Genomic DNA, 24,011 nt, shown 5'->3' on the forward strand with positions numbered 1-24,011 from the left:
CGAGCCGGCCCCCACCGAGGAGAACCATGTTCCTGACCTACCTCAGGCGCGAACTGACGAACCGCAAGAAGCAGACGGTGATCATCGCCGTCGGGATGGCACTGGCCATCGCGCTCGTCGTCATCGTGTCGTCGATCGCGAGCGGCGTGCAGTCCGCCCAGTCCAGCGTCCTGCAGTCCGTGTACGGCGTCGGCACCGACATCACGGTCACGAAGACCGAGACCCCGTCGTCGAGCAGCACCGGTCGTCCGTCGTTCGACTTCGGCGACCAGGGCTCGTCGGACAGCAGCAGCGGGTCGACGGACCTGTCCCAGTCCCGCCTCGCGGTGTCCCGCGGGTCGAGCACCCTGAGCGCGGCGGACGTGGCGACGGTCACCGGCACGGACGGGGTCAAGGCCGCGACCGGGGTCCTGACGCTCGAGAACAGCACGTTCTCGGGGCAGGTCGAGCAGAGCGACGGCAGCAGCAGCAGCAGCAGCGACAGCGCAGCACAGGGCGGGCCGCCGAGCGGCACCGACCAGGGCGGCGGCGGCTTCGGCGGCGGCTCGTTCAGCGTCGACTCGTTCACCGTGACCGGCATCCCGGTGTCCGGCGACACGGTCGGCCCGCTCACCAGCACCGAGACCACGAAGGGCCGGACCTTCACCACGGCGGACGCCGGCAAGGACGTCGTCGTGCTCGACTCCGCGTACGCGAAGAGCGAGTCGAAGGCCGTCGGCGACACCGTCTCGGTCGGCGGGAAGACGTTCGACGTGATCGGGATCGTCGCCTCGACCGGGTCCGCGTCCACCACCGGATCGAACACGTACATCCCGCTCGACACCGCGCAGACGCTCGCCGACCTGTCCGGGAAGGTGACCTCGATCTACGTGTCCGCGGAGTCGTCCTCGGACGTCGCGACGATCAAGACCGCGCTGCAGAAGGCGTTGTCGAGCGCGACCGTCTCCACCGAGTCCGACCTCGCCTCGAGCGTGTCCGGCTCCCTCGCGACGGCCTCGACGCTCGTGTCGAACCTCGGCCGGTGGCTGTCGATCGTCGTCCTGGCGGCGGCGTTCCTCATCGCGATCCTGTTCACCATCTCGGGCGTCACCCGACGGACCCGTGAGTTCGGCACGCTGAAGGCCATCGGCTGGTCGAACGGCCGCATCACCCGGCAGGTCGCGGGCGAGTCACTCGTGCAGGGCCTGATCGGCGGCGTGATCGGCGCCGCGGCCGGACTCGTCGGCATCCTCGTCGTGAACGTGATCGCCCCCACGGTCTCGGCGAGCGCCGCCACCAGCACCCGGACCGGGCCCGGCGCGGGCGGTGCCGTGCCCGGAGCGGCCGCGACGGCAGCGGCCGGCAGCGGCACGACCGGCGGCGCCCCCGCTGGCGGCTTCGGCGGCGGCGGGCAGACGGCGGCGACCACGGACGTCGTCCTGCACGCCCCGGTCACGGTCGAGGTGATCCTGCTCGCGATCGGGCTCGCGGTCCTCGGCGGACTGCTCGCCGGTGCGCTCGGCGGGTGGCGGGCCTCCCGTCTCCGCCCCGCGGAAGCGCTGCGGAGCGTGGCGTGATGCGGGCGACGAACCGCGAACACCCGACAGTACCCACCACCCAGACGACCGATCCAGGAGCCATCGTGACCACCACCGAGACCGCAGCCGTAACCGGTGGCGTGCCCACCGCCTCCCGGCCCGCGTACCGACTGTCGGGCGTGACGAAGACGTACCGGCAGAAGAACCGCACCGTCACCGCGCTGGCCGGGGTGGACCTCGAGATCCCGCAGGGGCAGCTCGTCGCCGTCCAGGGGCCGACCGGCGGCGGCAAGTCGACGCTGCTGCAGATGCTCGGTGCGCTCGACCGGCCGAGCAGTGGCTCGGTGCACCTGGGCGACCGGGACGTCGCCTCCCTCGGCGACCGTGCCCTCACCGACGTCCGGGCCACCGAGATCGGCTTCGTGTTCCAGAGCTTCAACCTCATCCCGACCCTGACCGCGCTGGAGAACGTCGAGACGGCGTTCGCGGGCAGCCTGGCCAACCGGTCCCGTGCCGAGGTCCGGGGACGTGCCACGACCGCGCTGCGTGAGGTCGGCCTCGAGGAACGCCTCGACCACCTGCCCGCCGAGCTCTCCGGCGGCCAGCAGCAGCGCGTCGCGATCGCCCGCGCACTGGTGAAGGACCCGACCGTCCTGCTGGCGGACGAGCCGACCGGTGCGCTGGACGAGGGCACCCGTGACGAGATCATGGGCCTCATCGAACGGCAGTGGCAGGACCGCGGGCTGACGGTCGTCATCGTGACGCACGACTCGTGGGTTGCGCGGCGGGCGGAGCGCCGGCTGCACATCAAGCAGGGGCAGGTGCGCGACGTGTGATCACGGCTGATCGGCCGGGGAGGACCGATCAGCGGCGGGACACCGGCGTTCGTGCGTCACACCGCGGAATGCCGCGGCGCGGCGCACGAACGCCGGCGCTCCCGAGTCAGCCCGCCGTCGCGACCGGGTAGTCGCAGTACGCGAACCACGACGAGTCCGGCGCCCACGGCGGGACGTTCACGGTCCCCTGCCCGCCGTCGAGGGTGACCAGGGTCTCGGGCACCACCGCGATCCGCGCACCGCGTGCCAGGACCCCGGGCAGCAGCCGGAGCTCCACGCGCTGGTCGGCCGGGTGCCCCTGCACGCCCGGCTCGTACGACAGGTACAGCAGGTGTGTGCCGTCCGGGGAGACGTGCGGGAACCAGTTCACCCGCTCGTCGCCGGTGATCTGCACGGGCTCGGTCGACCCGTCCCGCAGCGCGGCGAGCTGTGCGGTGCCGGGGGTGAACCGCTCGGTGTTGAACAGCAGCACGTTCCCGGCGTACGAGCATCCGTCCGTCGGGTGCTCGTCCCGGGTGAGGAACGTCGGCTCCCCGGTGACGGGGTCGACGAGCGCGACGTCGGTCGTCCAGACGCCGTCCTCGGACAGGTCGCCGACGATGGCGGCCAGCGCCGATCCGTCCGGGGCGATGCCGTGCAGGTAGTACTTCCGCACCACGGGCAGGGCGCGCGCGGTGTCCGTGATCCGGACGCCCGCTCCCCCGGCGGGCATCGGCACACGGTACAGCTCGCCGTCGCGGGCGCTCACGACGACGGACTCCCCCGACGGGTCGAGCACGTGGTCGTTGTTGATCTCGGGCACGCCGTCCATCGGCACCGGCACGAGGGCGGTCTCGTCGAGGACGATCCCGGCCTCCGGCAGCGGCAGCAGCCAGAGGTCCCCGTCGCCGTTCAGGACGAGCGTGTCGGCGTCCAGGACGTTCGGCGCCTCGACGAGCACCGTGTCCGAGGCGAACACCAGCCGCGCGGTCCGCGTCTCGACGTCGTACACGTGCACGCGGCTGGTCTGGCCGGGCAGCAGCTGCCGCCCACGGGTCTCGGTCATGGGTCCATCCTGTCGTGCGTCGTCGGTCGAGCGGCGGCTGGGGCCGCATGACGGACGGGAGGCGCGGTGTGGGACGGACCCGCACCGCGCCTCCCGTCAGTGGGGTACGGCTACTTCACCGCACCGGCGGTCAGACCGGCGACGAACTGGCGCTGCACCACGAGGAACGCGATGACGACCGGGATCGACACGACCAGCGACGCGGCCATGATCTGGTTCCAGTACACGTTCGTCTGCGTCGAGTACTGCTGCAGACCGACCGCGAGCGTGGAGCCGAGACCGTTCGTCATGACGGAGGCGAAGAGCACCTCACCCCAGGCCGTCATGAACGAGTAGATGCCGACCGCCACGAGACCCGGGCGGGCCGACGGCAGGATGATGCGGAACAGCGCGCCCATCGGGCCGGACCCGTCGACCATCGCGGCCTCGTCGAGCTCCCGCGGGATCGTCTCGAAGTAGCCCGCGAGCATCCAGATCGAGAACGGCAGCGTGAACGTCAGGTACGTGATGATCAGACCGAGCCAGCTGCCGACGAGCTGGATGCCGAGCGAGTTGCCGAGGTTCGTGAAGATCAGGAAGAGCGGCAGCAGGAACAGCACGCCGGGGAACATCTGGGTCGAGAGCACCGTCGTGGTGAAGGCGCTCTTGCCCTTGAAGTTCCACCGCGACACCGCGTAGGCGGCGAACGTGGCGATGATCAGCGAGAACACCGTCGCGACCGTGCAGACCACGAGCGAGTTGACGAAGTACCGCGCCAGCGGGACCGTCGACCACATGTCGATGAACGGCTGGAAGGTGATGTTCGACGGGATCCACGTGAAGTCGTTCTGCACGTCACCGAGCGGCTTGATCGCCGTGGTGACCATCACGTAGAGCGGTACCACTGTGAAGACGGTGAGCAGGACGAGGACGATGACCTTGAAGGACTTTGCGCCCACTGTTTCACGCACGGACGGACCTCCGGTTGGTGACGGCCAGGTAGATGCCGGTGACGACGAGCAGGAAGAGGAGGAGCAGCACGCTCATCGCGGCCCCGGAGCCGAAGTTCCAGGTGATGAACGACGCGTTGTAGATGTGGAAGCTCAACAGGTCGGCGGCCGGGGGCTGTGCGGTCGAACCGAACAACACGAACGGTGTGTTGAAGTCGTTGAACGTCCAGAGGAACATCACGAGCACCAGGGTGACGTTCACCGGGCGGACCATCGGCAGGGTGATGGAGCGCCACTGGCGGAAGGGCTTGGCGCCGTCGACCGACGCCGCCTCGTACACGTCGGCCGGCACGGACTGCAGACCCGCCATGAGCATGAGGAACGCGAACGGCCAGGTCTTCCAGATGGCGACGACCACGACGGCCACGAAGGCGTTGTTGCCGATCAGCCAGAACGGCGGGTTGGCACCGAACAGGTGCAACTGGTCCACGAGGATGTGGTTCAGGGCTCCGGAGTCACGCTGGAACATGAACTTCCAGGTGATGACACCGGCGTACATCGGCAGCGCGTAGGGGATCAGGAAGAGCGTGCGGAACAGGCCTCGGCCGAGGAACGGCTTCTGCAGCGCGACGGCGGCGGCCATGCCGAAGCCCCAGGAGAGCCCGACCACGAGGATCGTGAACGCGCAGGTGATGAGGAACGAGTTGAGCAACCCACGACCGATGGCCTGGTCGAAGTCAACCGCGACGGAGTAGTTGCGCAGCCCGGCGAACGGGGCGGCGCCCCAGTTCGCGATGAAGTACTTGGTGAGCTGGACGAAGCTGATCCAGATGCCGACGAGCATCGGCACGATGTGGATGAGCAGTTCGAAGAGGATCGCGGGACCGACGAGCGCGTACGGGAGCCACGGGACGCGGCGCTTCCCACGGGGCGGACCCGACAGGGTCGGCGCCTTCGTGTGCGTCAGGTCGATGGCCTCGGAGTCTGGCAGGACCGTCGTGGACATGGGCAGGCCTTCCGGCTGGGGTGGAGGTGGTTCGAGAGGTGGGGCGGGAGGCCCGGAAGGCGACCTTGCGGACGCGATCCGGGCCTCCCGTCAGATCAACCTGCGGCCTGGGAGACCTGGTCCTGGGCCGTCTGCAGCGCTTCCTTGATGTCCTTGTCGGACACCTTCGAACCCGTTGCGATCTTGGCGAACATGTCGTTCATCGCCTTGCCGACCGTGGACTCGAACTGGTCCTCGGCGGGCACCAGCGGGAGCGGCTTCGCCTTGTTGTTGTAGATGTCGAGGAACGTCTTCGTCTGCTCGTCCGTGACGGAGTCGGCCGCGGCAGCGAGCACCGGCAGCGCCGCGTACGGCTTGTCGAGCGTGGTCTGCGTGTCGGGGCTCGTCATGTACTTGACAAACTTCAGCGCGCCCTCCTTGTTCTTCGTGTTCTTGAAGATCGAGAGGTTGATGCCGGCCGGGAAGCTGGCGATCTGCTCGCCGCCGCTCGGTGCCGGCAGCGGCACCACACCGAACTCGTCGGACTTCATGCCGAGCGATTCGATCGTGGTGTTCGCGTTGTTCTGGTTGAGGATCATCGCGGCCTTCTTGTTCGCGAAGTCCGCGACCGACTGGTTCGCGTTGTCGTACTGCGCGTTCGACGGGTTCGCCGCCTTGGTCTCCTGCATCAGGTCGATGTAGCGCTTGATGCCGTCGACGTTCTCGGCCGACGCGAAGGTCGGCTTGCCGTCCTTGTCGAACCACTCGCCGCCGTTCTGCGCCGAGTTGATGAACGCGAAGTGCGCGTTCTCGGTGTAGGAGCCACCGGCGAGGCTGAAGCCGTACTTGCCACCGGTGGTGAGCTTCTTCGCCGCGGCGGTCAGCTCCTCCCAGGTGGTGGGGGCTTCGACGCCGGCGTCGGCGAGCATCTGCTTGTTGTAGAACAGGCCGTAGGCGAGGCCGTAGAGCGGGACGCTCGTGACGGTCTTGCCGGGGGCACCACCCGTGGAGAGCGCGACCTTGCCGAACTTGTCGGCACCGCCGATCGACTTCATCTCCGAGTCACCGAACTCCTGGAAGGCGCCGGTGGCCTGGAGCGAGGTCGCCCAGGTGTTGCCGATGTTCACCACGTCCGGGCCCTGGCCCGAGGTGACGGCGGTCTGGATCTTCGTCTGGAGGTCGTTCCAGCCGATGACCTGGAGGTCGACCTTGATCCCGGTCTCCTTGGTGAACTTCTTCAGGACGGGGGTCAGCACCTCCTTGTCGTTCTGCAGGGAGGTGCCCTGGTTCGACGCCCAGTAGGTGAGCGTCTTCGAGTCGCCGGCGGAACCGGACGACCCGGAGGAGCAGGCTGCGAGGCCGGACACGGTGAGTGCCGCGGCCGCGGTGATGGCCAGTGCGCGGATGGCAGTGCGCATGACTCTCTACTTTCTCGTCGTTGAGATGGTGCAGGAGGGTGGTGCTCGGTGGTGGTGCTGGGTGCTGCTGTGTGGGACGGGGCAGGGCCGGGTCGGACCAGGGTCCGGTCGGCTGGACCTGGTCAGGCCAGGGTCTGCTCCGCGGGGTCCCAACCCTCGGGGAGGGTCGGGGAGGGTGCGACCGTGCTCTCGACGAGCACGGTCTCACCACGTTCGGCGGCCTCGGCGATGGAGACCATCACGTCGAGGACGTGGAAGGCGAGGGCACCGGGGACCCGGTTCTCCTCACCCGCGCGGAGGGAGCGGGCCAGGTCGACCACGCCCGTCCCCCGCGAGTAGGTGGACCCGACGGCGGGGATCGTCTCGGGCTCGTCGGCGCCGAGCGCGTACAGCTCGGTGTCGCCGTCGAAGTTGTTCGGGTCGGGGAACACGACCGTGCCGGTCTCGCCCGCGATCTCGACGAAGCCGGTGCGGCCGCGGTCGGACTCGAACGAGAAGACGCTCTGGGCGCTGCCGCCGTTCTCGAACTGGATCAGTGCCGAGTGGTTCGTCGGGACGTCGACCGGGAACTCGGTGCCGGCCTTCGGGCCCGAGCCGATCGTGCGGGTCGCGCGGGATTTCGACGCGGTGGCGGTGACCTTCGCGACGGGTCCGAACGCCTGCACGAGGGTCGTGATGTAGTACGGGCCGATGTCGAACAGCGGGCCGGCGCCGTAGGCGAAGAGGAACTCGGGGCTCGGGTGCCAGGACTCCGGGCCGGGGCTCTGGAAGAGGGTGAGCCCGTTCAGCGGCTTCCCGATGCGACCGTCCCGGATGGTCCGGAGCGCGGTCTGCAGTCCGGCACCGAGGAACGTGTCGGGGGCGACGCTCACCGTCTTGCCGGCGGCGACCGCGGCGTCGCGGAGCTGCGCCGCGCTCTGTCGGTCGAGCGCGTAGGGCTTCTCGCCCCACACGTGCTTGCCGGCTGCCAGGGCCTGCAGGGCGACCTCGACGTGCGCGGCCGGGATCGTGAGGTTCACGACGATCTCGATGTCGTCGATCGCCAGCAACTCGTCGACCGTGCCGGAGCCCGCCACGCCCCACTTCTCGGCCTGCGACGCTGCGCGGGGCAAGTCGATGTCGGCGATGAAGAGGACCTCGACGTCGGGGAAGACCGTCAGGTTGGACAGGTACTGGTCCGAGATGACGCCGGCACCGATCACGCCGACGCCGACGCGTCCCGCGGCGCTCATGCGTGTGCTCCGGCGAGGAAGGCGTACGAGTCGCGGACGGCCTGCACGACGTCGCCGTCGTGGTCGTCGAGCTCGATGACCTGCTGGGCGTCGGGTGCGGCGGCGACGATGTCGCGCACCGGCATGATCCCCTTGCCGACCGCCACCTGCTGCTTGTCGTCGTGCGAGCCGTCGCCGTCCTTGACGTGCAGGAAGCGGACCTGGTCGCCGAGCCGGCCGAGGACGGCCACGGGGTCGTCACCGCCGACCTTCGCCCAGTAGGTGTCGAGCTCGAGGACGACGGCGTCGGAGAGTGCCCCGGCGAATACCTCGAAGGCGCTCGTGCCGTCGATGCGGTTCGAGAACTCGAACGCGTGGTTGTGGTACCCGAGCGCCAGGCCGTGGTCGGCGGCGCGCGGGGCGAGGTCGTTGAACTGTCGAGCGATGGCTTCGACGTCCTCGCGGGTGGTCCAGCGGGCTTCGTCGACGTGCGGGTCGATCAGGGTGCCGAGCCCGACGGTGACACTCGCGCCGAGGATGCGCTCGAGTTCCTGCTCGTCTGCGTCCACCAGACGTGCGTGCCCGCTGGGCGCGGTCAGACCGGCCTGCTGCAGAGCGGCCGCGTACTCGTCGGCACGGTCGACGAAGCCGAAGAGTTCGACGTTCGTGAAACCGATGTCGGCGATCGTCGCCAGGGTTCCGGGGAGGTCCGTCGTCAGTGCGTCGCGCACCGTGTAGAGCTGGACCGAGAGCGGTTGGGGCACCAGGTGTTCTCCTCATCGAGATGTGGTCTTCGCTGACCGCTCGTCACACTATGGGCGCTTTTGTCGGCGGTCAAGCAAAAGTTCGGAGAAGTTCGACGACCTTCGTTGCGTGGCTCGGAGGATGTGTGGTTCACTCCGAGCATGGTCGACTTGACTCGGACGGCAACGACGCCGCCGGTCGGGGCCAGTGAGCTCTTCCAGATCCTGCGAGACGGCGTCCCGCGGACCCGCGGTGAACTCGCTGCCCTCACCGGGATGGCGCGCTCGACCATCGGCGTGCGCATCGACGCCCTCGTCGACGTCGGACTCGTCGGCGCCGTCGACACCGCCGCCTCCACCGGCGGACGTCCCCCCGCACAGATCGCCCTGCGCCCCGCCGCCCGGCTCGTCGTGGCCGCGGACCTCGGCGCCTCGCACGGTCGCGTCGCCGTGACCGACCTCGTCGGCACGCAGCTCGCCAGCCGTGACGCTCGGATCGACATCGCCGCCGGTCCCGTCCCCACCCTCGAGTGGCTGGTCGGCGTCGTGGACGAGCTCCTCGACTCGGTCGGCCGCGTCCGCGACGACGTCATCGCGTTCGGCATCGGCCTGCCCGGCCCCGTCGAGTTCTCCACCGGACGTCCCGCGAACCCGCCGATCATGCCCGGCTGGGACGGGTTCGACGTCCCCGGATGGCTCCGTCAGCACGTCCGTGCCCACGTGCTCGTCGACAACGACGTGAACATCGCCGCGCTCGGGGAACGCGCGCACGGCTGGCCGGACCTCGACCACCTGCTCTTCGTCAAGGTCGCCACCGGCATCGGCTCCGGCATCGTGTCGGAGGGTCGGCTCCAGCGTGGCGCACAGGGCACCGCAGGTGACATCGGGCACGTCCGTGTCTCCCGTGCGGGTGACGTCCCGTGCCACTGCGGCAACACCGGTTGCCTGGAGGCCGTCGCCTCCGGCCCGGCGATCGCCCGGTCACTCCGCGCGAAGGGGCACGACGTCCACACCAGCGCGGACGTCGTCGACCTCGTCGCGCGGTCCGACCTCGACGCGATCGGGGCGGTCCGCCAGGCCGGCCGTGACATCGGCGAGGTCCTCGCCACCTGCGTCTCGCTGATCAACCCGTCCGTCATCGCCCTCGGCGGCTCGATCACCCAGGCCGGGGAGCACCTGCTCGCCGGCGTCCGGGAGGTCGTCTACTCCCGCTCGATGCCGCTCGCCACCGAACACCTCGTGATCGCACAGTCCCGCGCCGGGTCGATCGCCGCGCTGCAGGGCGCCGCCGCCCTCGCCATCGCGTACGCGCTCTCCCCCGCGGGCGTCGACGAGTTGGTCACCCTGGCCGAGGGGCGACAGCAACTGACCGAAGGTCGGCACCTCACCGAGGGGCGGCAGCTGGTCTCCTGACCGGCACCGTCCGGCCGCGTGCCGGTTTCGTCCCTGCCGGTGGTCGGGTGGACAATCGTGGGGTGACGATCGTGCAGCCCACTCTCTGGGGCGACCTGGATGACGGGTGGGAGGCCCAGCCCGGCTCCGGCACGTCGGCAGCGTCCGGCACGTCGGCAGCGTCCGGCACGTCGTCCGGCCCCGGCACGTCGACCGGCGGGCGGTCCACCGGCGCTGTTCGAGCCGCCCGCGCGCACGACACCTTCACGGCCCTCCGCGGACACACCGAGCGGATCGTCGCGCACTCCTCGGACCGGGTCGCCTGGCTCCGCGCCCGCGCGATGGGCATCACGGCGACCGACGTCGCCCGCCTCGCCTCGCTCCGTGCCGTCGACGCGGTCGTCGCCGACAAGCGGTACGGCTCCCGGTTCGCCGGCAACGTCTACACCGAGCACGGCAAGGAACGCGAACCCGTGATCGCCTCGTGGGTGGCCGCGACGCACGGCATCCAGCCCTCCGCACACCTGTTCCACGCGGCGACGAACCGAGCACACCTGGCGACGCCGGACGGCGTCGGTCTGGACCGCGACGGACGCCTGCTCCTCGCCGAGATCAAGACGACCGCGAACGGGTTCACCCGGGTCCCCCGGCACTACATGCGGCAGGTCTGGTGGCAGCAGTACGTGCTCGGCGCGGACCGGACGCTGTTCGTGTGGGAGAAGCACGACGACTTCGTGCCCGTCGCCGACGAGCCCGAGTGCCGGTGGATCGACCGCGACGACGACGCGATCCGGGGTCTCATCGCCCTCGCGGACCTGGTGCTCGACCGACTGCGGGACGCTCGCTGACCGGGATCAGCCGCAGTCGGGACAGCGCGACGACGATCAGTCCCATCAGGCCGATGAACACCGCGACACCCAGGCAGTACAGCGCGACCACGCCGTAGCCGGACTCCGGGTCGAGGAACGGGTACGGCACCCAGCCGTCGGTCGCACCGCGGACGACGACCACGACCAGCCAGACCGCCGGGTAGACCAGGAACCACCAGACGTCGCGGAAGGCCAGGCGGCTGCGGTCGGAGAACAGCAGCCAGTCCAGCACGACGTACAGCGGGATCCACCGGTGCAGGACGTCGTTCGACCAGGACTCCCCCACGGCCTGTCCGACCTGCACCAGCAGGGTGTTGTAGACCAGGCCCGTCGTCGCGATGTACACCGTGGCCGCACCCCGGAAGAGGTCCAGGCGGCGGCCTGACTCGCGGCGGCGCAACGCTGCGACGACGGTGAGGACCAGGACGACGGCGACCAGGATGTTCGACTGGTTCGTGAAGTACCCGAAGAAGTTCCAGAACACGAACCCGTTCTGGAGCGCCCGCTGCAGGTCGTCCACGACGGCGGCGACGATGGCGATCGCCGCAGCGAGCCGCAGGGTGTTCACGAGGATCCGCACGGGCCCACGGTACTGGTCCGCCGACTCGTCCGGGAACGAGGAACGGCCCGCACCGGAGTGCGGGCCGTTCGTGTGGTGCTGTTCTGCTGTTCTGCTGCGGATCAGGACGATCCGCCGCTGATCAGGATCAGAAGACGTTGACGTCCAGCGGGATGCCCGGGCCGAAGGTCGTCGAGACGGCGCCCTTCATGATGTAACGGCCCTTCGCGGCGCTCGGCTTGAGACGGACGATCTCGTCGAGCGCGGTGCTGATGTTCTCGTCGAGCTGCTCCGGCGTGAACGAGGCCTTGCCGACGACGAAGTGCACGTTGGAGTGCTTGTCGACGCGGAACTCGATCTTGCCGCCCTTGATGTCGTTCACGGCCTGGGCCACGTTCGGCGTCACGGTACCGGTCTTCGGGTTCGGCATGAGACCACGCGGGCCGAGCACCTTGCCGAGACGACCGACCTTGCCCATGAGCTCCGGGGTGGAGACCGCGGAGTCGAACGAGGTGTAGCCCTCGGCGACCTTCGCGATGAGCTCGTCGCCACCGACCTCGTCGGCGCCGGCGGCGATGGCAGCCTCAGCGGCTGCACCCGTCGCGAAGACGATGACGCGGGCGGTCTTGCCGGTGCCGTGCGGGAGGATGACGGTGCCACGCACCATCTGGTCCGCCTTGCGGGGGTCCACGCCGAGCTTCAGTGCGACCTCGACGGTGGAGTCGGTCTTCGCAGAGCCGGTCTCCTTCGCCAGGGCGACTGCCTCGGTCGGGGTGTAGAACTTGTCGGCCTCGATCTTCGCGGCCGCGGCGCGGTACGCCTTGGACTTCTTCGCCATGGTGGTCTCCTTGCGAGATACGTGGTTGGCGAGCCGGCGCGGCTCTCCCACGGTGAGTACTGGGGTGTGGAGGGTGAGGCTCAGGCCTCGACCGTGATGCCCATCGAACGAGCGGTACCGGCGATGATCTTCGTCGCCTGCTCGATGTCGTTGGCGTTCAGGTCGGCCTGCTTGGTCTCGGCGATCTGACGGATCTGGTCCGCCGTGATGCGTCCGGCCTTCACCGTGTGCGGCGTCGCGGAACCCTTGTTCACACCCGCAGCCTTCTTGATGAGCTCGGCGGCCGGCGGGGTCTTGAGGATGAACGTGAACGAACGGTCCTCGTAGACGGTGATCTCCACCGGGATGACGTTGCCGCGCTGCGACTCGGTCTGGGCGTTGTACGCCTTGCAGAACTCCATGATGTTCACGCCGTGCTGACCGAGCGCCGGACCGATCGGCGGTGCCGGGTTGGCGGCGCCCGCGTTGATCTGCAGCTTGATCAGGCCCGTGACCTTCTTCTTCGGTGCCATGTTTCGCTTTCCTCCTGGGATCGAACGCACGGGGATCCGTGCACTCTCCCGCGTCTCCGGCGGTTCCGGATCGCGGTGACGGACCCGCAGCGCACGAGGCGCGCGGACCCAAACTCGAACAGTCTAGTGGATGGCGTCCAGCTCTAGAGCTTGGTCACCTGGTCGAAGCTGAGCTCGACCGGCGTCTCGCGCTCGAAGAGCGAGACGAGCACGGTGAGCTTGCCGCTCTCCGGCTTGATCTCGGAGATCGACCCCGGCAGACCCGCGAACGAGCCCTCCTTGATGGTGATCGTCTCGCCGACCTCGAAGTCGACCTCGGCCTGGGGCTGCGCCTGTGCGGCGCCGCCACCCTTCGCGCCACCCTTGGTCGGGGCGGTCTCCGCGACCTGGACGAGGGACTTCAGCATGCCGAAGGCCTCGTCGAAGCGGAGCGGGGTCGGGTTGTGCGCGTTGCCCACGAAGCCGGTCACACCGGGGGTGTGACGGACGACCGACCACGAGTCCTCGTCGAGGTCCATGCGGACCAGCACGTAGCCGGGGATCCGGACGCGGGTGACCAGCTTGCGCTGCCCGTTCTTGATCTCGACGACGTCCTCCATCGGGACCTCGGCCTGGTAGATGTAGTCCTCCATGGACATCGAGACCATGCGGTTCTCGATGTTCGCCTTCACGCGGCGCTCGAAGCCCGCGTAGGAGTGGATGACGTACCACTTGCCCGGCTTCATCCGCAGTTCGGCCTTGAACGCCTCGTACGGGTCGACCTCGGACTCTTCTTCGTCGTCCTCGGCCGTGATCGTGACCTCGGTGTCGGGGGCGAGGTCGACCTCGGACTCCGGGGCGATCGCTCCGAGGGCGTCCGCGGACTCCTCGGCAGCGATGGTCTCGTTCGCCTCGGCGGCGGTCTCGTCCTCGAGCTCGGACTCTTCTTCGTCCTCGACGGCCTCGACGGCGGCTTCGGCCTCGTCGGCGGTGTCGATCTCGAGCGCGTCGTCGACGACCGCGTCGGCCTCGGGGTCACGCGACTCGGCGAGGGCGGCGAGCGTCTCGTCGAGCTCGGCGGCTACCGTGCCGTCGTCCGGCTCGTCACTCAGACCGAGGGACTCGTCGTCCTCGTCCTCGACGGAGATCGCGCGCTCCTCGGCGGAGTCGGTCGAACGGAGTTCGCTCGTCTCGACGTCGCCTTCCTGGTTCTCCTCGACCTCGGAAGACTGCTCGGCAGCGGTCGCGAGGTCGATGTCGTCGCGGGAGTAGTCAGACACAGTCGGTTCTTTCCGTTCGATGGTGCGGATCGGGTTGGCGCTCGCGTCCCGGGCGGGGAACGGGTCGCCGTCTCCGGGAGACCGTACCCCGAGGAGGACCGGAGCGGTCGGACCTGCGGTCAGGCCGGGCGCGCCAGGAGTGCAGCGCGCCGGGGTTCATGCCGGCTGGGTCAGGCCGTGGGGCCGTTGCCGAACACGTAGCCGACGCCGAGACCGAACACGAAGTCGAGGACCGACACGAGGATCATCATCACGACGACGAACACGAGCACGACGCCCGTGTAGCTGAAGAGTTCCTTGCGGGTCGGTGTGACGACCTTGCGCAGTTCGCCGAAGACCTGGCGGATGAACAGTGCGATCGCGGCGAACGGGCCGCGGCGCTGTGCGCGGTCGACCTTTGCCTGGGCGACGACGTCGTCAGTCGTCTCCACGTCTTTGCTCGCCACTTCAACCCTTCCCGATGTGCAGGGCGGACAGGACTTGAACCTGCAACCTGCGGTTTTGGAGACCGCTGCTCTACCAATTGAGCCACCGCCCTTCGGAACGTCCACCCGTACGGGATCCGGTCGTTCCAGGGAGAAGAAGTCTGATTCCGACAGACTTCAACCGCCGCAGAACAGTGTACGGGAGTCCCGACGGCGGTGTCCACTTGACGGATGCTCCGGCGCGGCGCGTCGGTAGGCTGACCCCGTGAGCACCGACGCCGCCAGCCCTCAGCCCACCGACAGCCCCGACACCAGTACACGGCCCCGCATCGCCTCCCGGATCGCCGCCATCGCCGAGTCCGCCACCCTCAAGGTCGATGCCAAGGCCAAGGCACTGAAGGCCTCCGGTCGTCCGGTGATCTCCTTCGCCGCCGGCGAGCCCGACTTCGCCACCCCGGCACACGTCGTCGACGCGGCCGTCGTGGCGGCGCAGGACCCGGCGAACCACCGGTACACGCCGGCCACGGGCCTCCCGGACCTCAAGCGCGCCGTCGCCGACAAGACCGCGCGGGAGTCCGGCATCGCCGTCGAACCGTCGCAGGTCATCGTGACGAACGGCGGCAAGCAGGCCGTCTACCAGGCGTTCCAGACCGTGGTCGACGCCGGCGACGAGGTCCTGCTGCCGGCGCCGTACTGGACCACCTACCCCGAGGCCGTGCGGCTCGCCGGCGGTGTCCCGGTCGACGTCTTCGCCGGCAGCGAGCAGGGCTACCTGGTGACCGTCGAGCAGCTCGAGGCGGCGCGGACCCCGCGCACCAAGGCGCTGCTCTTCTGCTCCCCCTCGAACCCGACCGGCGCCGTCTACTCGGCCGAGCAGACCCGCGCCATCGGCGAGTGGGCGCTGGAGCACGGCATCTGGGTGATCAGCGACGAGATCTACCAGGACCTCGTCTACGACGGCATCACGTTCTCCGGGGTGCTCGAGGAGGTCCCGGCCCTCGCGGACACGACCATCCTGGTCAACGGCGTCGCCAAGACGTACGCCATGACCGGCTGGCGGGTCGGGTGGATGATCGGCCCGGCTGACGCGATCAAGGCCGCGTCGAACCTCCAGTCCCACCTGTCGTCGAACGTCTCGAACGTCTCGCAGCGGGCCGCGATCGCGGCGTTGAACGGCCCGCAGGAGCCCGTCATCGCGATGCGCGACGCCTTCGACCGACGGCGGAAGGCGATCGTCGCGGGTCTCAACGCGATCCCGGGCTTCGTGACGCCGGAACCGCAGGGCGCCTTCTACGTCTACCCCGACGTCACCGCGCTCCTCGGTCGCGAGTGGGCCGGCAGCACGCCGACCACGACCCTCGAACTCGCCGACCTGATCCTCGAGCACGCCGAGGTCGCGGTCGTCCCCGGTGAGGCGTTCGGACCCTCCGGCTACCTGCGGCTGTCCTACGCACTGGGCGACGACGACATCGCCGAGGGCGTCGCGCGGCTGGGTCGCTTCTTCGGCTGACCTCGGCGCGATCACACCCCGCACACCGCGCCCCGCTCCGCGCATCGCTCCCCGTCGAGACGGGGCGCGATGCACGGAGCGGGGCGCGGTGTCGTCCACGGAACGAGACCACCGAGCGTGGTGCGCGGTCGTCGGGTACGACGGGGCGCGATCACCGGACGCGGTGCGACCTCGGCGCGCCGGACGTCAGCCGGACAGGTCGCCGACCACGACCGGCTCCGGGACGAGCGTCACCCCGAAGCGGTTCGCCACGGTCAGCTGCACGTACCGCGCGAGCTCGGCGACCTGGGCGGCCGTCGCTCCCCCACGGTTCGTCAGCGCCAGGGTGTGCTTCGAGGAGATCGCCGCTCGTGACCCCGGCACGCCGTACCCACGGTGGATCCCGGCGTGCTCGATGAGCCACGCTGCGCTGAGCTTCACGTCGTCGCCGGCCGGCCAGCGCGGTGCGTCGGCGGGCATCGTCTCGGCGAACCCGGCCGACACGATCGGGTTGGTGAAGAAGGACCCGGCGCTCCAGGTGTCCGGGTCGGCGTCGTCGAGCACCATGCCCTTCGACCCGCGGAGCCGCAACACCTCGGCGCGGACCTCGGCGGGGGCGACGCGGGTGCCGAGCTCGACGCCCAGGGACCCGGCGAGCTGGGCGTACCGCACGGGCACGCCGTCGTCGGTCGCCGTGCCGAGCCGGAACTCGACCGTCAGGACGACGCCGCGGCGCCCGTGCTTCAACGTGCTCGTGCGGTAGCCGAGCGCCAGCTCGGACGCAGGGACCCAGGAACGCTCCCCGGTCTCGGCGTCCAGGAAGTCGACCGCGGTGAGCACGTCGGACAGCTCGACCCCGTAGGCGCCGATGTTCTGCACGGGGGCGGCGCCGACCGTGCCCGGGATGCCGCTGAGGGCCTCCAGGCCGGTCCACCCGCGCTCGACGGTCGTCGCGATGAACGCGTCCCACGGCTCTCCCGCCGCGACGCGGACGGTGACCCCGTCGTCGTCGGACTCGGCGCTGACCCCGCGGGTGCGGACCACGACGACGGTGCCGGGGAAGCCCTGGTCGGCGACCAGCAGGTTGCTGCCGCCGCCGAGGACCAGCCAGTCGTCCTCGTCCGACCACGCCTCGACGACGTGGGCGACGAGGTCGTCGGTCGTGTCCGCGACCAGGAGGCGGCCGGCCGGGCCGCCGACGCGGAGGGTGGTGAGCTCGGCGAGCGTCGTGTCCGTCACGGTCAGTGGAACGCCACCGTGACCTGTGCCTTGCCGAGCACGGTCTGCCCGGCGGCGGTCACGGTGAGGTCGATGCGCAGCGGTCGGCCCTGCTCGTCGAGTGTGCCGACCTTGGCGACGACACCGACGTCGGCCCCGTCGATCGGGTCGACGACGACGGGACGGGTGAAGCGGACGCCGTACGATGCGACCCAGCCGCGGTCGCCGAGCCACTCGGCGACCGGCTGGACAGCCAGACCCATCGTGAGCATGCCGTGCGCCAGGACACCGGGCAGGCCGACCGACGCGGCGACGTCGTCTCGGTAGTGGATCGGGTTGAAGTCGCCGGAGGCGCCGGCGTACCGGACGAGCGAGTCGCGCGTGAGGTGCACCTGTCGCTCCGCGACGACGGTGCCGACCTGCAGGTCGGAGGCGGTGTCGGTCATGCGTCATCTCCTCGGACGACGAGGGTGGACGTGGCGGTGACGACGTGCTCACCGTCGGCGTCGACGACCGTCGACTCGGCGGTGACCATCGCGTTGCCGCCGAGGGTCTTGACGCTCGTCACGGCCAGGGTGGCGATCAGCTCGTCACCGGCGACGATCGGGCGCGCGTAGGCGAACCGCTGCTCGCCGTGCACGACGCGGGAGAAGTCGATGCCGGCGTCCGGCTCGGCGAGGAGCTGCGCGAGCGTGGCTTCCTGCACGACGACCGCGAAGGTCGCCGGTGCGACGACGTCGGCGTGCCCGGCGGCTCGGGCGGCCGCGGGGTCGGAGTGGATCGGGTTCGTCGCGAACACGGCGCGGGAGAACTCGCGCACCTTCTCGCGACCGACCAGGTACGGCGGGGCCGGCGGGAACGTCCTGCCGACGAGCTCGGGGTTCACTGACACCGCAGCAGTCTACCGAGGCCCTCGGACGCCCGGACATACATGAGTTTGCATCGGTTAGGCTGACGAGGCGTTGGTCGGGGGACGACCGAGCGGGCCCGCGGGGAGTGGCGATGGAGACGACGACCGAGTACACGGTGCTCGAACACCACCGGTGCACCGCGGTGGAACTGGTCGACGCCGCCCTGCGCGCGCACGGGCACCACGTCGTCACCGAGAGCGGACGCCTCGTCGTCGTCGCCGGCGACCGGATCGCGACGGCGTTGTTCGGCGCGTTCGTCCGTCCCGCACGGCAGTACCGGCGGTACGAGGTCGCCCTGTCCGCGACGCCGGGCCACGCGGTGCTCACGCTGCGCCACGCGGGCCACGGAGCCGCCGTCGCGGGCGGCATGATCGGCGCGAAGCGGCGTCGGGAGGCCTGGCACCACGTCACGGCCCTCGTCGAGACGACCCTGCACGGCGGAGGGGTCCTGCTGCACCGGACGGACCGCGTCGACGTGCCGGGCACCTCGCTGCGCTGAGGCGAGCCGCGCCTCGAGCCGCGCCGAGCCGTACGGAGCCGCTCGGCGCTGTGCGCAGACGCGAAAGCGACAGATGTGCGCGGTCGTCCGGGGCAGATCTGTCGGTTTGGCGCCCCGATCCCACCCGACCGTGGCCGGGCTCCCCGCCGATGGCCGGTGGCGGCGCCGCCCAGACGCGCACGCGGACGCGGGCGCAAGAGCGACAGATGTGCGGGGCCGGACGGCGCGTACCTGTCGGTTTCGCGTCCCGGTTACGGTCGTTCCCCGGCGCCGGTCCCGGTCGCCCCCGGCGCCGGCCCGGGTTCGGCGTCGGCTCAGCAGACAGCGGCCGGACGGGAGGCGCGGGACGGGTGTTCGGGGAGCGACCGACCCCGCAGGACCGGCCGGGAACGACGAAGGCCCGGCGCTGATGCGCCGGGCCTTGCCGTCTTCACGTCGTTCCCGCTGGCGAAACTGTTCGACCAGCACGGTAGCGAGGGCGGGACTTGAACCCGCGACACCACGATTATGAGCCGTGTGCTCTAACCAACTGAGCTACCCCGCCATGGATCCGCAGTGATCACCGCGAAGTGACGACACTGCGAGTCAGAGCCCCGAGTCAGGATTGAACTGACGACCCCTTCCTTACCATGGAAGTGCTCTACCACTGAGCTATCGGGGCGAGTACCGCGAGCGGCACCACACGAGGATAGCAGACCCGCGACGGTGGTCCGGAACCGACCGTGACGCCCGGGCGTGCCGTCCGTGCGGGCTAGTTCGCGTTGGCCTGGAGCCACGCCAGCGGGTCCACCGGGACGCCGTCGATGCGGATCTCGAGGTGCAGGTGCGGGCCGGTCGAGTTGCCAGTGCTGCCGACCAGGCCGAGGGTCTGGCCGACCTTCACCTGCTCGCCCTGCACGACCTGGAACGAGTTGTCGAGCATGTGCCCGTAGACGCTGACGAACTGCTTGCCGTCGACGTCGTGCTCGATCCAGACGTCGTTGCCGAAGCCGCCGTCGTTCGCCTGCACCTTGATGACGGTCCCGTCGGCCACGGCTCCGATCGCGGTGCCGGCGCCGGGGGCGAAGTCGACGCCCTGGTGGAACGTCGAGCAGAACGAGCACCCGGCGACCTGCCGTCCACCGAAGCCCGAGGAGATCGGCACGCCGACCGGGAACGGCCACTGGATCGTGCCGTTCGCGTCATTCGTGAACGTCGAGGAATCGGTCGCCGTACCGGCGGCCGGGGTGACGCTCCGCTGTGCTTCGGACACGGTGTACGCGTCGCGGTCCACGGGACCCTCGACGGCGTCACCGACGGACAGCGACTGCGCGTCCTGCACCGAGGCACGGACGGTCGCGGCGCCCGGCTGTGGGACGTAGAGGGCCTGTGCCGGCAGCGAGGTCGAGACCACGAGACCAGCGGTGAAGAGCAGCGCGCCGACGACCGTGACGCGGGACGCCGTCCGACGGAAGGACGCCCCGGAGGCCCGGGTCGCACGACCGGGAGCGGGAACGGTGCGCGCGATGTGCCGCGTGGCACGGTCCACCCGAGGGCCGTCGGCGATCATCGGAACGGTCGGGGCGGCGGCGCGGGCGGCCTTCGGGGTCGCGGTGCGTGTGGCCCGCTTCGTCGAAGGGGCCCGTCGTGCAGCGGCGGGACGAGTGGCAGCCGGCGCCGGAGTGGTCTCGGCGAGCGGCGCGACGACCGGCGACGACGGTGCCGGCGGCGTCAGCGGTGCGGCGCTCGAGGCGGGGAGGACCGGCGACGAGGGGGCCGGCGGCGTCGCGGGGCCGGAGCCGACGGGCGCCGGACGAGCCGCGTCACGGGAGGTCCCGGCAGCCGAGCGGTCCACGGCGGACCGACGGCGGGACGTCTTCGCGGCGGCACGTTCGGCTTCGATCCGAGCTCGTCTCGTCAGGTGCACGGACGGCACCGCCCCGGGGGCGGTGCGGTCGATGGTCGTGGGCGTCTGCGAGGAGTCGAGCATGCGTTCGGTGATGATCCTGAGTTCGAGGCACGGGCGCTCGTCGGTAACGAGCAGGTAACGGGACTCATGAACGCTAGCAAAGGACCCCGGTCCTCGCCAGTCGCCTGCACGCCTGTGCACGCCCCCCAGAGCGGGTGTCGAGCACGGGGACGTCCGCGGGAGCGTCAGCGCGTGGCCGGACTCAGGACCCCAGGACGTCGTCCTCGAGCGTGCGGACGAGGGTGGCGAGGTCCTCGACGATGCTCGGCGCGGCGAAGAGGAAGGACCGCGTGTCGCCGACCTCCCACGTTCGGACGTCCGCCCCGGCAGCGGCCGCCACGATCGAACCGGCTGCCATGTCCCACGGGTTGATGCCCCGCTCGTAGTAGGCGTCGACCGTGCCGGACGCCACGGCGCAGCAGTCCAGCGCGGCTGCTCCGGCGCGGCGCACGTCCCGCACCTCGGTGATGAGTCCGGCGAGGACGGCCGCCTGCTCCCACCGACGCTCGGCCGTGTAGCCGAAGCCCGTGGCGACGAGCGTCTCGGCCAGGGACTCCGGCGTGGCGACCGCGATCGGCCGCCCGTCCAGGCTCGCCGCTCCCCCGGCGACCGCGCGGTACACCTGCCCGGTGGCCGGGGCGATGACGACACCGGCGACGGGCTCCCACATCGCCGGGTCGGGCACGCCGCGGACGACGCCGATGCTCACCGCGTAGACGGGGCTGCCGTAGAGGTAGTTGACGGTGCCGTCGATGGGGTCGACCACCCAGGTGAGGCCGGAGGTGCCGGAGGCGGCGCCGGACTCCTCGCCGAAGAAGGCGTCGTCGGGGCGTGCTTCGACGATGCGTCGGCGGATCAGCGCCTCGACCTCGCGGTCGGCAGCGGTCACGACGTCCGCGATGCTCGACTTGCGGTCCGCGACCTCGACCCCTTCGGCGCGGCGCTGCGCGGCGAGCGTGGCGGCTTCGCGGGCGATCGCCTCCGCCAGGTCGGCGAGGGCATCAGGAGCAGCGGACACGACCGAGGGGTTCGACATACCCCGATCCTGCCCCACCGCAGCTCTGCCGCAGCCCCGGCTCCGCGGGAGCACCGGCAGCAACGCGAATGGCCCCGTCCGGAGACGGGGCCATTCCGACGAGCCGACAGAGGACTGCGGCTGACACGTGGCGAGTGAGGGATTCGAACCCCCGGAGGCATACGCCGGCTGATTTACAGTCAGATCCCTTTGGCCGCTTGGGTAACTCGCCATGTGCGCACCCGGCCCGTGTCGTCACCGACCGAAGGCGCGGTGAAGAGCATAGCCGATGTTCGGAGGTGGTCGCGACCACGGCCGGACGGGAGGTCCTCGCACCGGGCCGGGTCGGGCCTCCGGTACGGGGCGGCGTGGCGCCCGATAGGCTGGCCGGTATGGCAGACAGCTCCTTCGACGTGGTCAGCAAGGTCGACAAGATGGAGGCGGAGAACGCCCTCAACCAGGCGGCGAAGGAGATCGAGCAGCGGTACGACTTCAAGGGTGTCGGTGCGTCCGTCGCGTTCAGTGGCGAGGACGTCCTCATCAAGGCCTCGACCGAGGAGCGTGCCCTGGCCGTCCTCGACGTGCTGCAGACGAAGGCAATCAAGCGCGGCATCAGCCTGAAGAGCCTGGACGCCGGCGAGCCGTTCCCCTCGGGCAAGGAGTTCCGCATCGAGGTGAAGTTCAAGAACGGCATCGAGCAGGACATCGCGAAGAAGATCGGTGCGGTGATCCGTGCCGAGGCGCCGAAGACCGTGAAGAGCCAGGTGCAGGGCGACGAGCTGCGCGTCTCCTCGAAGAGCCGCGACGACCTGCAACAGACCATCCAGCTGCTCAAGGGCCAGGAGTTCGACGTCCCCCTGCAGTTCATCAACTTCCGCTGACCGCGCTCCCCCGCGCAGAGACAGGCCCGACACCGTGGAGCACTGGCTCGTCGTTGCGCTGATCATCGTCCTGGTCCTGTTGGACCTGGCGATCCGCGCCTTCTCACTCGTCATCGTCCCGATCAACCGGAAGCCGCAGACGGCGACGGGCTGGTTGCTGGCGATCTTCCTCATCCCCTACATCGGGTTCGTCCTGTTCCTCCTGCTCGGGTCCACGAAGCTCCCCCGGGCCCGCCGCGAGAAGCAGACCGAGATCAACCGTTACATCCTCGAGCAGACCGAGGGCATCGAGCGGGTGCGCCGCGACCACCCGTGGCCGACGTGGCTCGAGAGCATCACGAAGTTGAACCGGCAGCTCGGGTCGATGCCGCTGGTCGGCGGCAACCAGGCCGAGCTGTACCCCCACTACGACGACGCCTTCGCGGAGATGACGCACGCCGTCGACGCCGCGCGCCGGTTCGTGCACGTGGAGTTCTACATCGCGTCCCTCGACGACACCACACGGCCGTTCTTCGAGTCGCTGGCACGTGCGCAGGCACGTGGCGTGACGGTCCGGTTCCTCATGGACCACTGGGCGAGCAAGAGCTACCCGTACTTCAAGGACACCCTGGCGTTCCTCGACGCGGCGGGCATCGAGTGGCACCTGATGCTGCCGCTGCTGCCGCTGGAGGGGAAGTTCCAGCGTCCGGACCTCCGGAACCACCGGAAGATCCTGGTGGTCGACGGGTCGGTGGCGTTCACGGGGTCGCAGAACCTCATCGACCGTTCGTACGACACCAAGGCCAACATCGAGCGCGGGCTGCGGTGGCGCGACCTGTTCGCCCGGTTCGAGGGCCCCGTCGTCGCGGGCATCAACGCCCTGTTCGTCACCGACTGGTACAGCGAGACCGACGAGCTGCTGCTCCGCGAGAGCGACCCCGTGCACCGGGCGGACCGGCAGGACTCCCTGGACTGCCAGGTCGTGCCGTCCGGGCCGGGCTTCGACGGTGAGAACAACCTGCGGCTGTTCAACGCCCTGCTGTACTCGGCGCAGAAGCGGGTGTCGATCACGTCGCCGTACTTCGTTCCCGACGACTCGATGCTCTACGCGATCACGACGACCGCGCAGCGCGGGGTCGAGGTCGAGCTGTTCGTCGGCGAGATCGGCGACCACGCGATGACGTGGCACGCCCAGCGCTCCTACTACGAGGGGCTGCTCCGGGCGGGCGTGCGGATCTGGCTGTACCGTGCGCCGACCGTGCTGCACGCCAAGCACTTCACGATCGACGACGACGTCGCGGTGATCGGGTCGAGCAACATGGACATGCGCTCGTTCACCCTGAACCTCGAGATCTCGGTGATGGTGCGCGGGAAGTCCTTCGTGGACGCGCTGCGGGACGTCCAGGACGACTACCGCGCCGCCAGCCGCGAGCTGACGCTCGACGAGTGGCTCACCCGACCGCGTCGGTCGCGGGTGTTCGACAACGTGGCGCGGTTGACGGCAGCGTTGCAGTAGCGGTCGGCCGGGAGGCC

General features: G+C 70.0%; 24 protein-coding genes and 4 tRNA genes. 8 read left to right on the top strand and 20 right to left on the bottom strand.

The window, feature by feature from the left end; translation table 11 throughout:
• Positions 1-26: 26 nt before the first annotated feature.
• Complete coding sequence (locus DEJ24_RS08705) at positions 27-1,556, top strand: ABC transporter permease (protein WP_111078281.1); 1,530 nt, start codon at positions 27-29, stop codon at positions 1,554-1,556.
• 65 nt (positions 1,557-1,621) lie between these two features.
• Positions 1,622-2,353 carry an ABC transporter ATP-binding protein gene (locus DEJ24_RS08710; protein WP_258374768.1) on the top strand — a complete coding sequence of 244 codons (732 nt, stop codon included), beginning with the start codon at positions 1,622-1,624 and terminating at the stop codon, positions 2,351-2,353.
• Positions 2,354-2,459: 106 nt separating this feature from the next.
• Here DEJ24_RS08710 and DEJ24_RS08715 read toward each other — a convergent pair whose 3' ends face one another.
• The 6 genes from DEJ24_RS08715 to DEJ24_RS08740 all read right to left on the bottom strand — a co-directional run bounded on the left by DEJ24_RS08715 (position 2,460) and on the right by DEJ24_RS08740 (position 8,705).
• Positions 2,460-3,398: a hypothetical protein gene (locus DEJ24_RS08715; RefSeq protein WP_111078283.1), complete on the bottom strand. Its 939-nt coding sequence runs from the start codon at positions 3,396-3,398 to the stop codon at positions 2,460-2,462.
• Positions 3,399-3,508: 110 nt separating this feature from the next.
• Positions 3,509-4,348: a carbohydrate ABC transporter permease gene (locus DEJ24_RS08720; protein ID WP_110902645.1), complete on the bottom strand. Its 840-nt coding sequence runs from the start codon at positions 4,346-4,348 to the stop codon at positions 3,509-3,511.
• Positions 4,341-5,333 (bottom strand): carbohydrate ABC transporter permease, encoded by a 993-nt coding sequence (locus DEJ24_RS08725; protein ID WP_181421471.1) that lies wholly within the window; start codon positions 5,331-5,333, stop codon positions 4,341-4,343. The genes DEJ24_RS08720 and DEJ24_RS08725 overlap by 8 nt, the downstream gene beginning before the upstream one ends.
• 95 nt (positions 5,334-5,428) lie before the next feature.
• Positions 5,429-6,730: an ABC transporter substrate-binding protein gene (locus DEJ24_RS08730; protein WP_111078284.1), complete on the bottom strand. Its 1,302-nt coding sequence runs from the start codon at positions 6,728-6,730 to the stop codon at positions 5,429-5,431.
• A gap of 122 nt (positions 6,731-6,852) precedes the next feature.
• Positions 6,853-7,962, bottom strand: a complete 1,110-nt coding sequence (locus tag DEJ24_RS08735; RefSeq protein ID WP_110902643.1) for a Gfo/Idh/MocA family protein — start codon at positions 7,960-7,962, stop codon at positions 6,853-6,855.
• On the bottom strand, positions 7,959-8,705 hold the full coding sequence (locus DEJ24_RS08740) for a sugar phosphate isomerase/epimerase (protein WP_111078285.1): 747 nt from the start codon (positions 8,703-8,705) through the stop codon (positions 7,959-7,961). Before DEJ24_RS08740 ends, DEJ24_RS08735 begins: the two co-directional genes overlap by 4 nt.
• Positions 8,706-8,846: 141 nt before the next feature.
• Between DEJ24_RS08740 and DEJ24_RS08745 the strand changes: the two genes are divergently transcribed.
• Both DEJ24_RS08745 and DEJ24_RS08750 read left to right on the top strand, forming a co-directional pair.
• Entirely contained in the window at positions 8,847-10,097 is a 1,251-nt protein-coding gene (locus tag DEJ24_RS08745) for an ROK family transcriptional regulator (RefSeq protein WP_111078330.1), read from the top strand.
• Positions 10,098-10,369: 272 nt separating this feature from the next.
• Entirely contained in the window at positions 10,370-10,924 is a 555-nt protein-coding gene (locus DEJ24_RS08750) for a YqaJ viral recombinase family protein (RefSeq protein WP_110902760.1), read from the top strand.
• Here the strand turns inward: DEJ24_RS08750 and DEJ24_RS08755 are convergent.
• From DEJ24_RS08755 to DEJ24_RS08780, 6 genes are all read right to left on the bottom strand, one after another.
• Positions 10,875-11,525: a Pr6Pr family membrane protein gene (locus DEJ24_RS08755; protein ID WP_111078286.1), complete on the bottom strand. Its 651-nt coding sequence runs from the start codon at positions 11,523-11,525 to the stop codon at positions 10,875-10,877. The two genes, DEJ24_RS08750 and DEJ24_RS08755, sit on opposite strands and share 50 nt — an antisense overlap.
• A gap of 127 nt (positions 11,526-11,652) precedes the next feature.
• Entirely contained in the window at positions 11,653-12,342 is a 690-nt protein-coding gene (gene rplA / locus DEJ24_RS08760; RefSeq protein ID WP_111078287.1) for a 50S ribosomal protein L1, read from the bottom strand.
• Positions 12,343-12,422: 80 nt separating this feature from the next.
• Positions 12,423-12,854 carry a 50S ribosomal protein L11 gene (gene rplK / locus DEJ24_RS08765; protein WP_110824626.1) on the bottom strand — a complete coding sequence of 144 codons (432 nt, stop codon included), beginning with the start codon at positions 12,852-12,854 and terminating at the stop codon, positions 12,423-12,425.
• 143 nt (positions 12,855-12,997) lie between these two features.
• Complete coding sequence (nusG, locus tag DEJ24_RS08770) at positions 12,998-14,113, bottom strand: transcription termination/antitermination protein NusG (protein ID WP_111078288.1); 1,116 nt, start codon at positions 14,111-14,113, stop codon at positions 12,998-13,000.
• Positions 14,114-14,283: 170 nt separating this feature from the next.
• On the bottom strand, positions 14,284-14,544 hold the full coding sequence (gene secE / locus DEJ24_RS08775; protein WP_375334700.1) for a preprotein translocase subunit SecE: 261 nt from the start codon (positions 14,542-14,544) through the stop codon (positions 14,284-14,286).
• Between the two features lie 34 nt (positions 14,545-14,578).
• Positions 14,579-14,651, bottom strand: a tRNA-Trp gene (locus tag DEJ24_RS08780).
• A gap of 152 nt (positions 14,652-14,803) precedes the next feature.
• Here DEJ24_RS08780 and DEJ24_RS08785 point away from each other — a divergent pair.
• Complete coding sequence (locus tag DEJ24_RS08785) at positions 14,804-16,048, top strand: pyridoxal phosphate-dependent aminotransferase (protein WP_111078289.1); 1,245 nt, start codon at positions 14,804-14,806, stop codon at positions 16,046-16,048.
• Between the two features lie 186 nt (positions 16,049-16,234).
• Here the strand turns inward: DEJ24_RS08785 and DEJ24_RS08790 are convergent, their stop codons facing one another.
• From DEJ24_RS08790 to DEJ24_RS08800, 3 genes are read right to left on the bottom strand one after another with little or no spacing between them, the layout of a single operon-like run.
• Positions 16,235-17,266: a UDP-N-acetylmuramate dehydrogenase gene (locus DEJ24_RS08790; protein ID WP_111078290.1), complete on the bottom strand. Its 1,032-nt coding sequence runs from the start codon at positions 17,264-17,266 to the stop codon at positions 16,235-16,237.
• A 2-nt stretch (positions 17,267-17,268) separates the two neighbouring features.
• A complete protein-coding gene (locus tag DEJ24_RS08795; RefSeq protein ID WP_111078291.1) occupies positions 17,269-17,691 on the bottom strand; it encodes a MaoC/PaaZ C-terminal domain-containing protein in 423 nt (140 codons plus the stop codon).
• Positions 17,688-18,137, bottom strand: a complete 450-nt coding sequence (locus DEJ24_RS08800; protein ID WP_111078292.1) for a MaoC family dehydratase N-terminal domain-containing protein — start codon at positions 18,135-18,137, stop codon at positions 17,688-17,690. Before DEJ24_RS08800 ends, DEJ24_RS08795 begins: the two co-directional genes overlap by 4 nt.
• 110 nt (positions 18,138-18,247) lie before the next feature.
• On the opposite strand from DEJ24_RS08800, the gene DEJ24_RS08805 reads away from it, so the two are divergent.
• Positions 18,248-18,655, top strand: coding sequence for a hypothetical protein (locus tag DEJ24_RS08805; RefSeq protein ID WP_111078293.1), 408 nt, complete (start codon positions 18,248-18,250; stop codon positions 18,653-18,655).
• Positions 18,656-19,125: 470 nt separating this feature from the next.
• Here the strand turns inward: DEJ24_RS08805 and DEJ24_RS08810 are convergent.
• The 5 genes from DEJ24_RS08810 to DEJ24_RS08830 all read right to left on the bottom strand — a co-directional run bounded on the left by DEJ24_RS08810 (position 19,126) and on the right by DEJ24_RS08830 (position 21,850).
• Positions 19,126-19,199, bottom strand: a tRNA-Met gene (locus tag DEJ24_RS08810).
• Positions 19,200-19,244: 45 nt separating this feature from the next.
• Positions 19,245-19,316: transfer RNA gene (locus DEJ24_RS08815), tRNA-Thr, on the bottom strand.
• Between the two features lie 90 nt (positions 19,317-19,406).
• Complete coding sequence (locus DEJ24_RS08820) at positions 19,407-20,624, bottom strand: M23 family metallopeptidase (RefSeq protein ID WP_111078294.1); 1,218 nt, start codon at positions 20,622-20,624, stop codon at positions 19,407-19,409.
• Between the two features lie 181 nt (positions 20,625-20,805).
• The gene (locus DEJ24_RS08825; RefSeq protein ID WP_111078295.1) at positions 20,806-21,639 is read right to left on the bottom strand and encodes an inositol monophosphatase family protein; all 834 of its coding nucleotides are present in this window, start codon (positions 21,637-21,639) and stop codon (positions 20,806-20,808) included.
• Positions 21,640-21,767: 128 nt separating this feature from the next.
• Positions 21,768-21,850 (bottom strand) — tRNA-Tyr (locus DEJ24_RS08830).
• A gap of 160 nt (positions 21,851-22,010) precedes the next feature.
• On the opposite strand from DEJ24_RS08830, the gene DEJ24_RS08835 reads away from it, so the two are divergent.
• The gene (locus DEJ24_RS08835; protein WP_110902629.1) at positions 22,011-22,499 is read left to right on the top strand and encodes a YajQ family cyclic di-GMP-binding protein; all 489 of its coding nucleotides are present in this window, start codon (positions 22,011-22,013) and stop codon (positions 22,497-22,499) included.
• Between the two features lie 34 nt (positions 22,500-22,533).
• Positions 22,534-23,994: a cardiolipin synthase gene (gene cls / locus DEJ24_RS08840; RefSeq protein WP_111078296.1), complete on the top strand. Its 1,461-nt coding sequence runs from the start codon at positions 22,534-22,536 to the stop codon at positions 23,992-23,994.
• The last annotated feature ends 17 nt before the right edge of the window (positions 23,995-24,011 follow it).

It is taken from the genome of Curtobacterium sp. MCPF17_001 (assembly GCF_003234615.1).
Taxonomy (GTDB): Bacteria; Actinomycetota; Actinomycetes; order Actinomycetales; family Microbacteriaceae; genus Curtobacterium.

Coding starts and splice junctions, on each gene's coding strand:
- DEJ24_RS08705 (WP_111078281.1), top strand. CDS start 27: ATGTTCCTGACCTACCTCAGGCGCGAACTGACGAACCGCAAGAAGCAG.
- DEJ24_RS08715 (WP_111078283.1), bottom strand. CDS start 3,398: ATGACCGAGACCCGTGGGCGGCAGCTGCTGCCCGGCCAGACCAGCCGC.
- DEJ24_RS08725 (WP_181421471.1), bottom strand. CDS start 5,333: ATGTCCACGACGGTCCTGCCAGACTCCGAGGCCATCGACCTGACGCAC.
- DEJ24_RS08730 (WP_111078284.1), bottom strand. CDS start 6,730: ATGCGCACTGCCATCCGCGCACTGGCCATCACCGCGGCCGCGGCACTC.
- DEJ24_RS08735 (WP_110902643.1), bottom strand. CDS start 7,962: ATGAGCGCCGCGGGACGCGTCGGCGTCGGCGTGATCGGTGCCGGCGTC.
- DEJ24_RS08745 (WP_111078330.1), top strand. CDS start 8,847: ATGGTCGACTTGACTCGGACGGCAACGACGCCGCCGGTCGGGGCCAGT.
- rplA (WP_111078287.1), bottom strand. CDS start 12,342: ATGGCGAAGAAGTCCAAGGCGTACCGCGCCGCGGCCGCGAAGATCGAG.
- rplK (WP_110824626.1), bottom strand. CDS start 12,854: ATGGCACCGAAGAAGAAGGTCACGGGCCTGATCAAGCTGCAGATCAAC.
- DEJ24_RS08795 (WP_111078291.1), bottom strand. CDS start 17,691: ATGACCGACACCGCCTCCGACCTGCAGGTCGGCACCGTCGTCGCGGAG.
- DEJ24_RS08805 (WP_111078293.1), top strand. CDS start 18,248: ATGGAGACGACGACCGAGTACACGGTGCTCGAACACCACCGGTGCACC.
- DEJ24_RS08820 (WP_111078294.1), bottom strand. CDS start 20,624: ATGCTCGACTCCTCGCAGACGCCCACGACCATCGACCGCACCGCCCCC.
- DEJ24_RS08825 (WP_111078295.1), bottom strand. CDS start 21,639: ATGTCGAACCCCTCGGTCGTGTCCGCTGCTCCTGATGCCCTCGCCGAC.
- DEJ24_RS08835 (WP_110902629.1), top strand. CDS start 22,011: ATGGCAGACAGCTCCTTCGACGTGGTCAGCAAGGTCGACAAGATGGAG.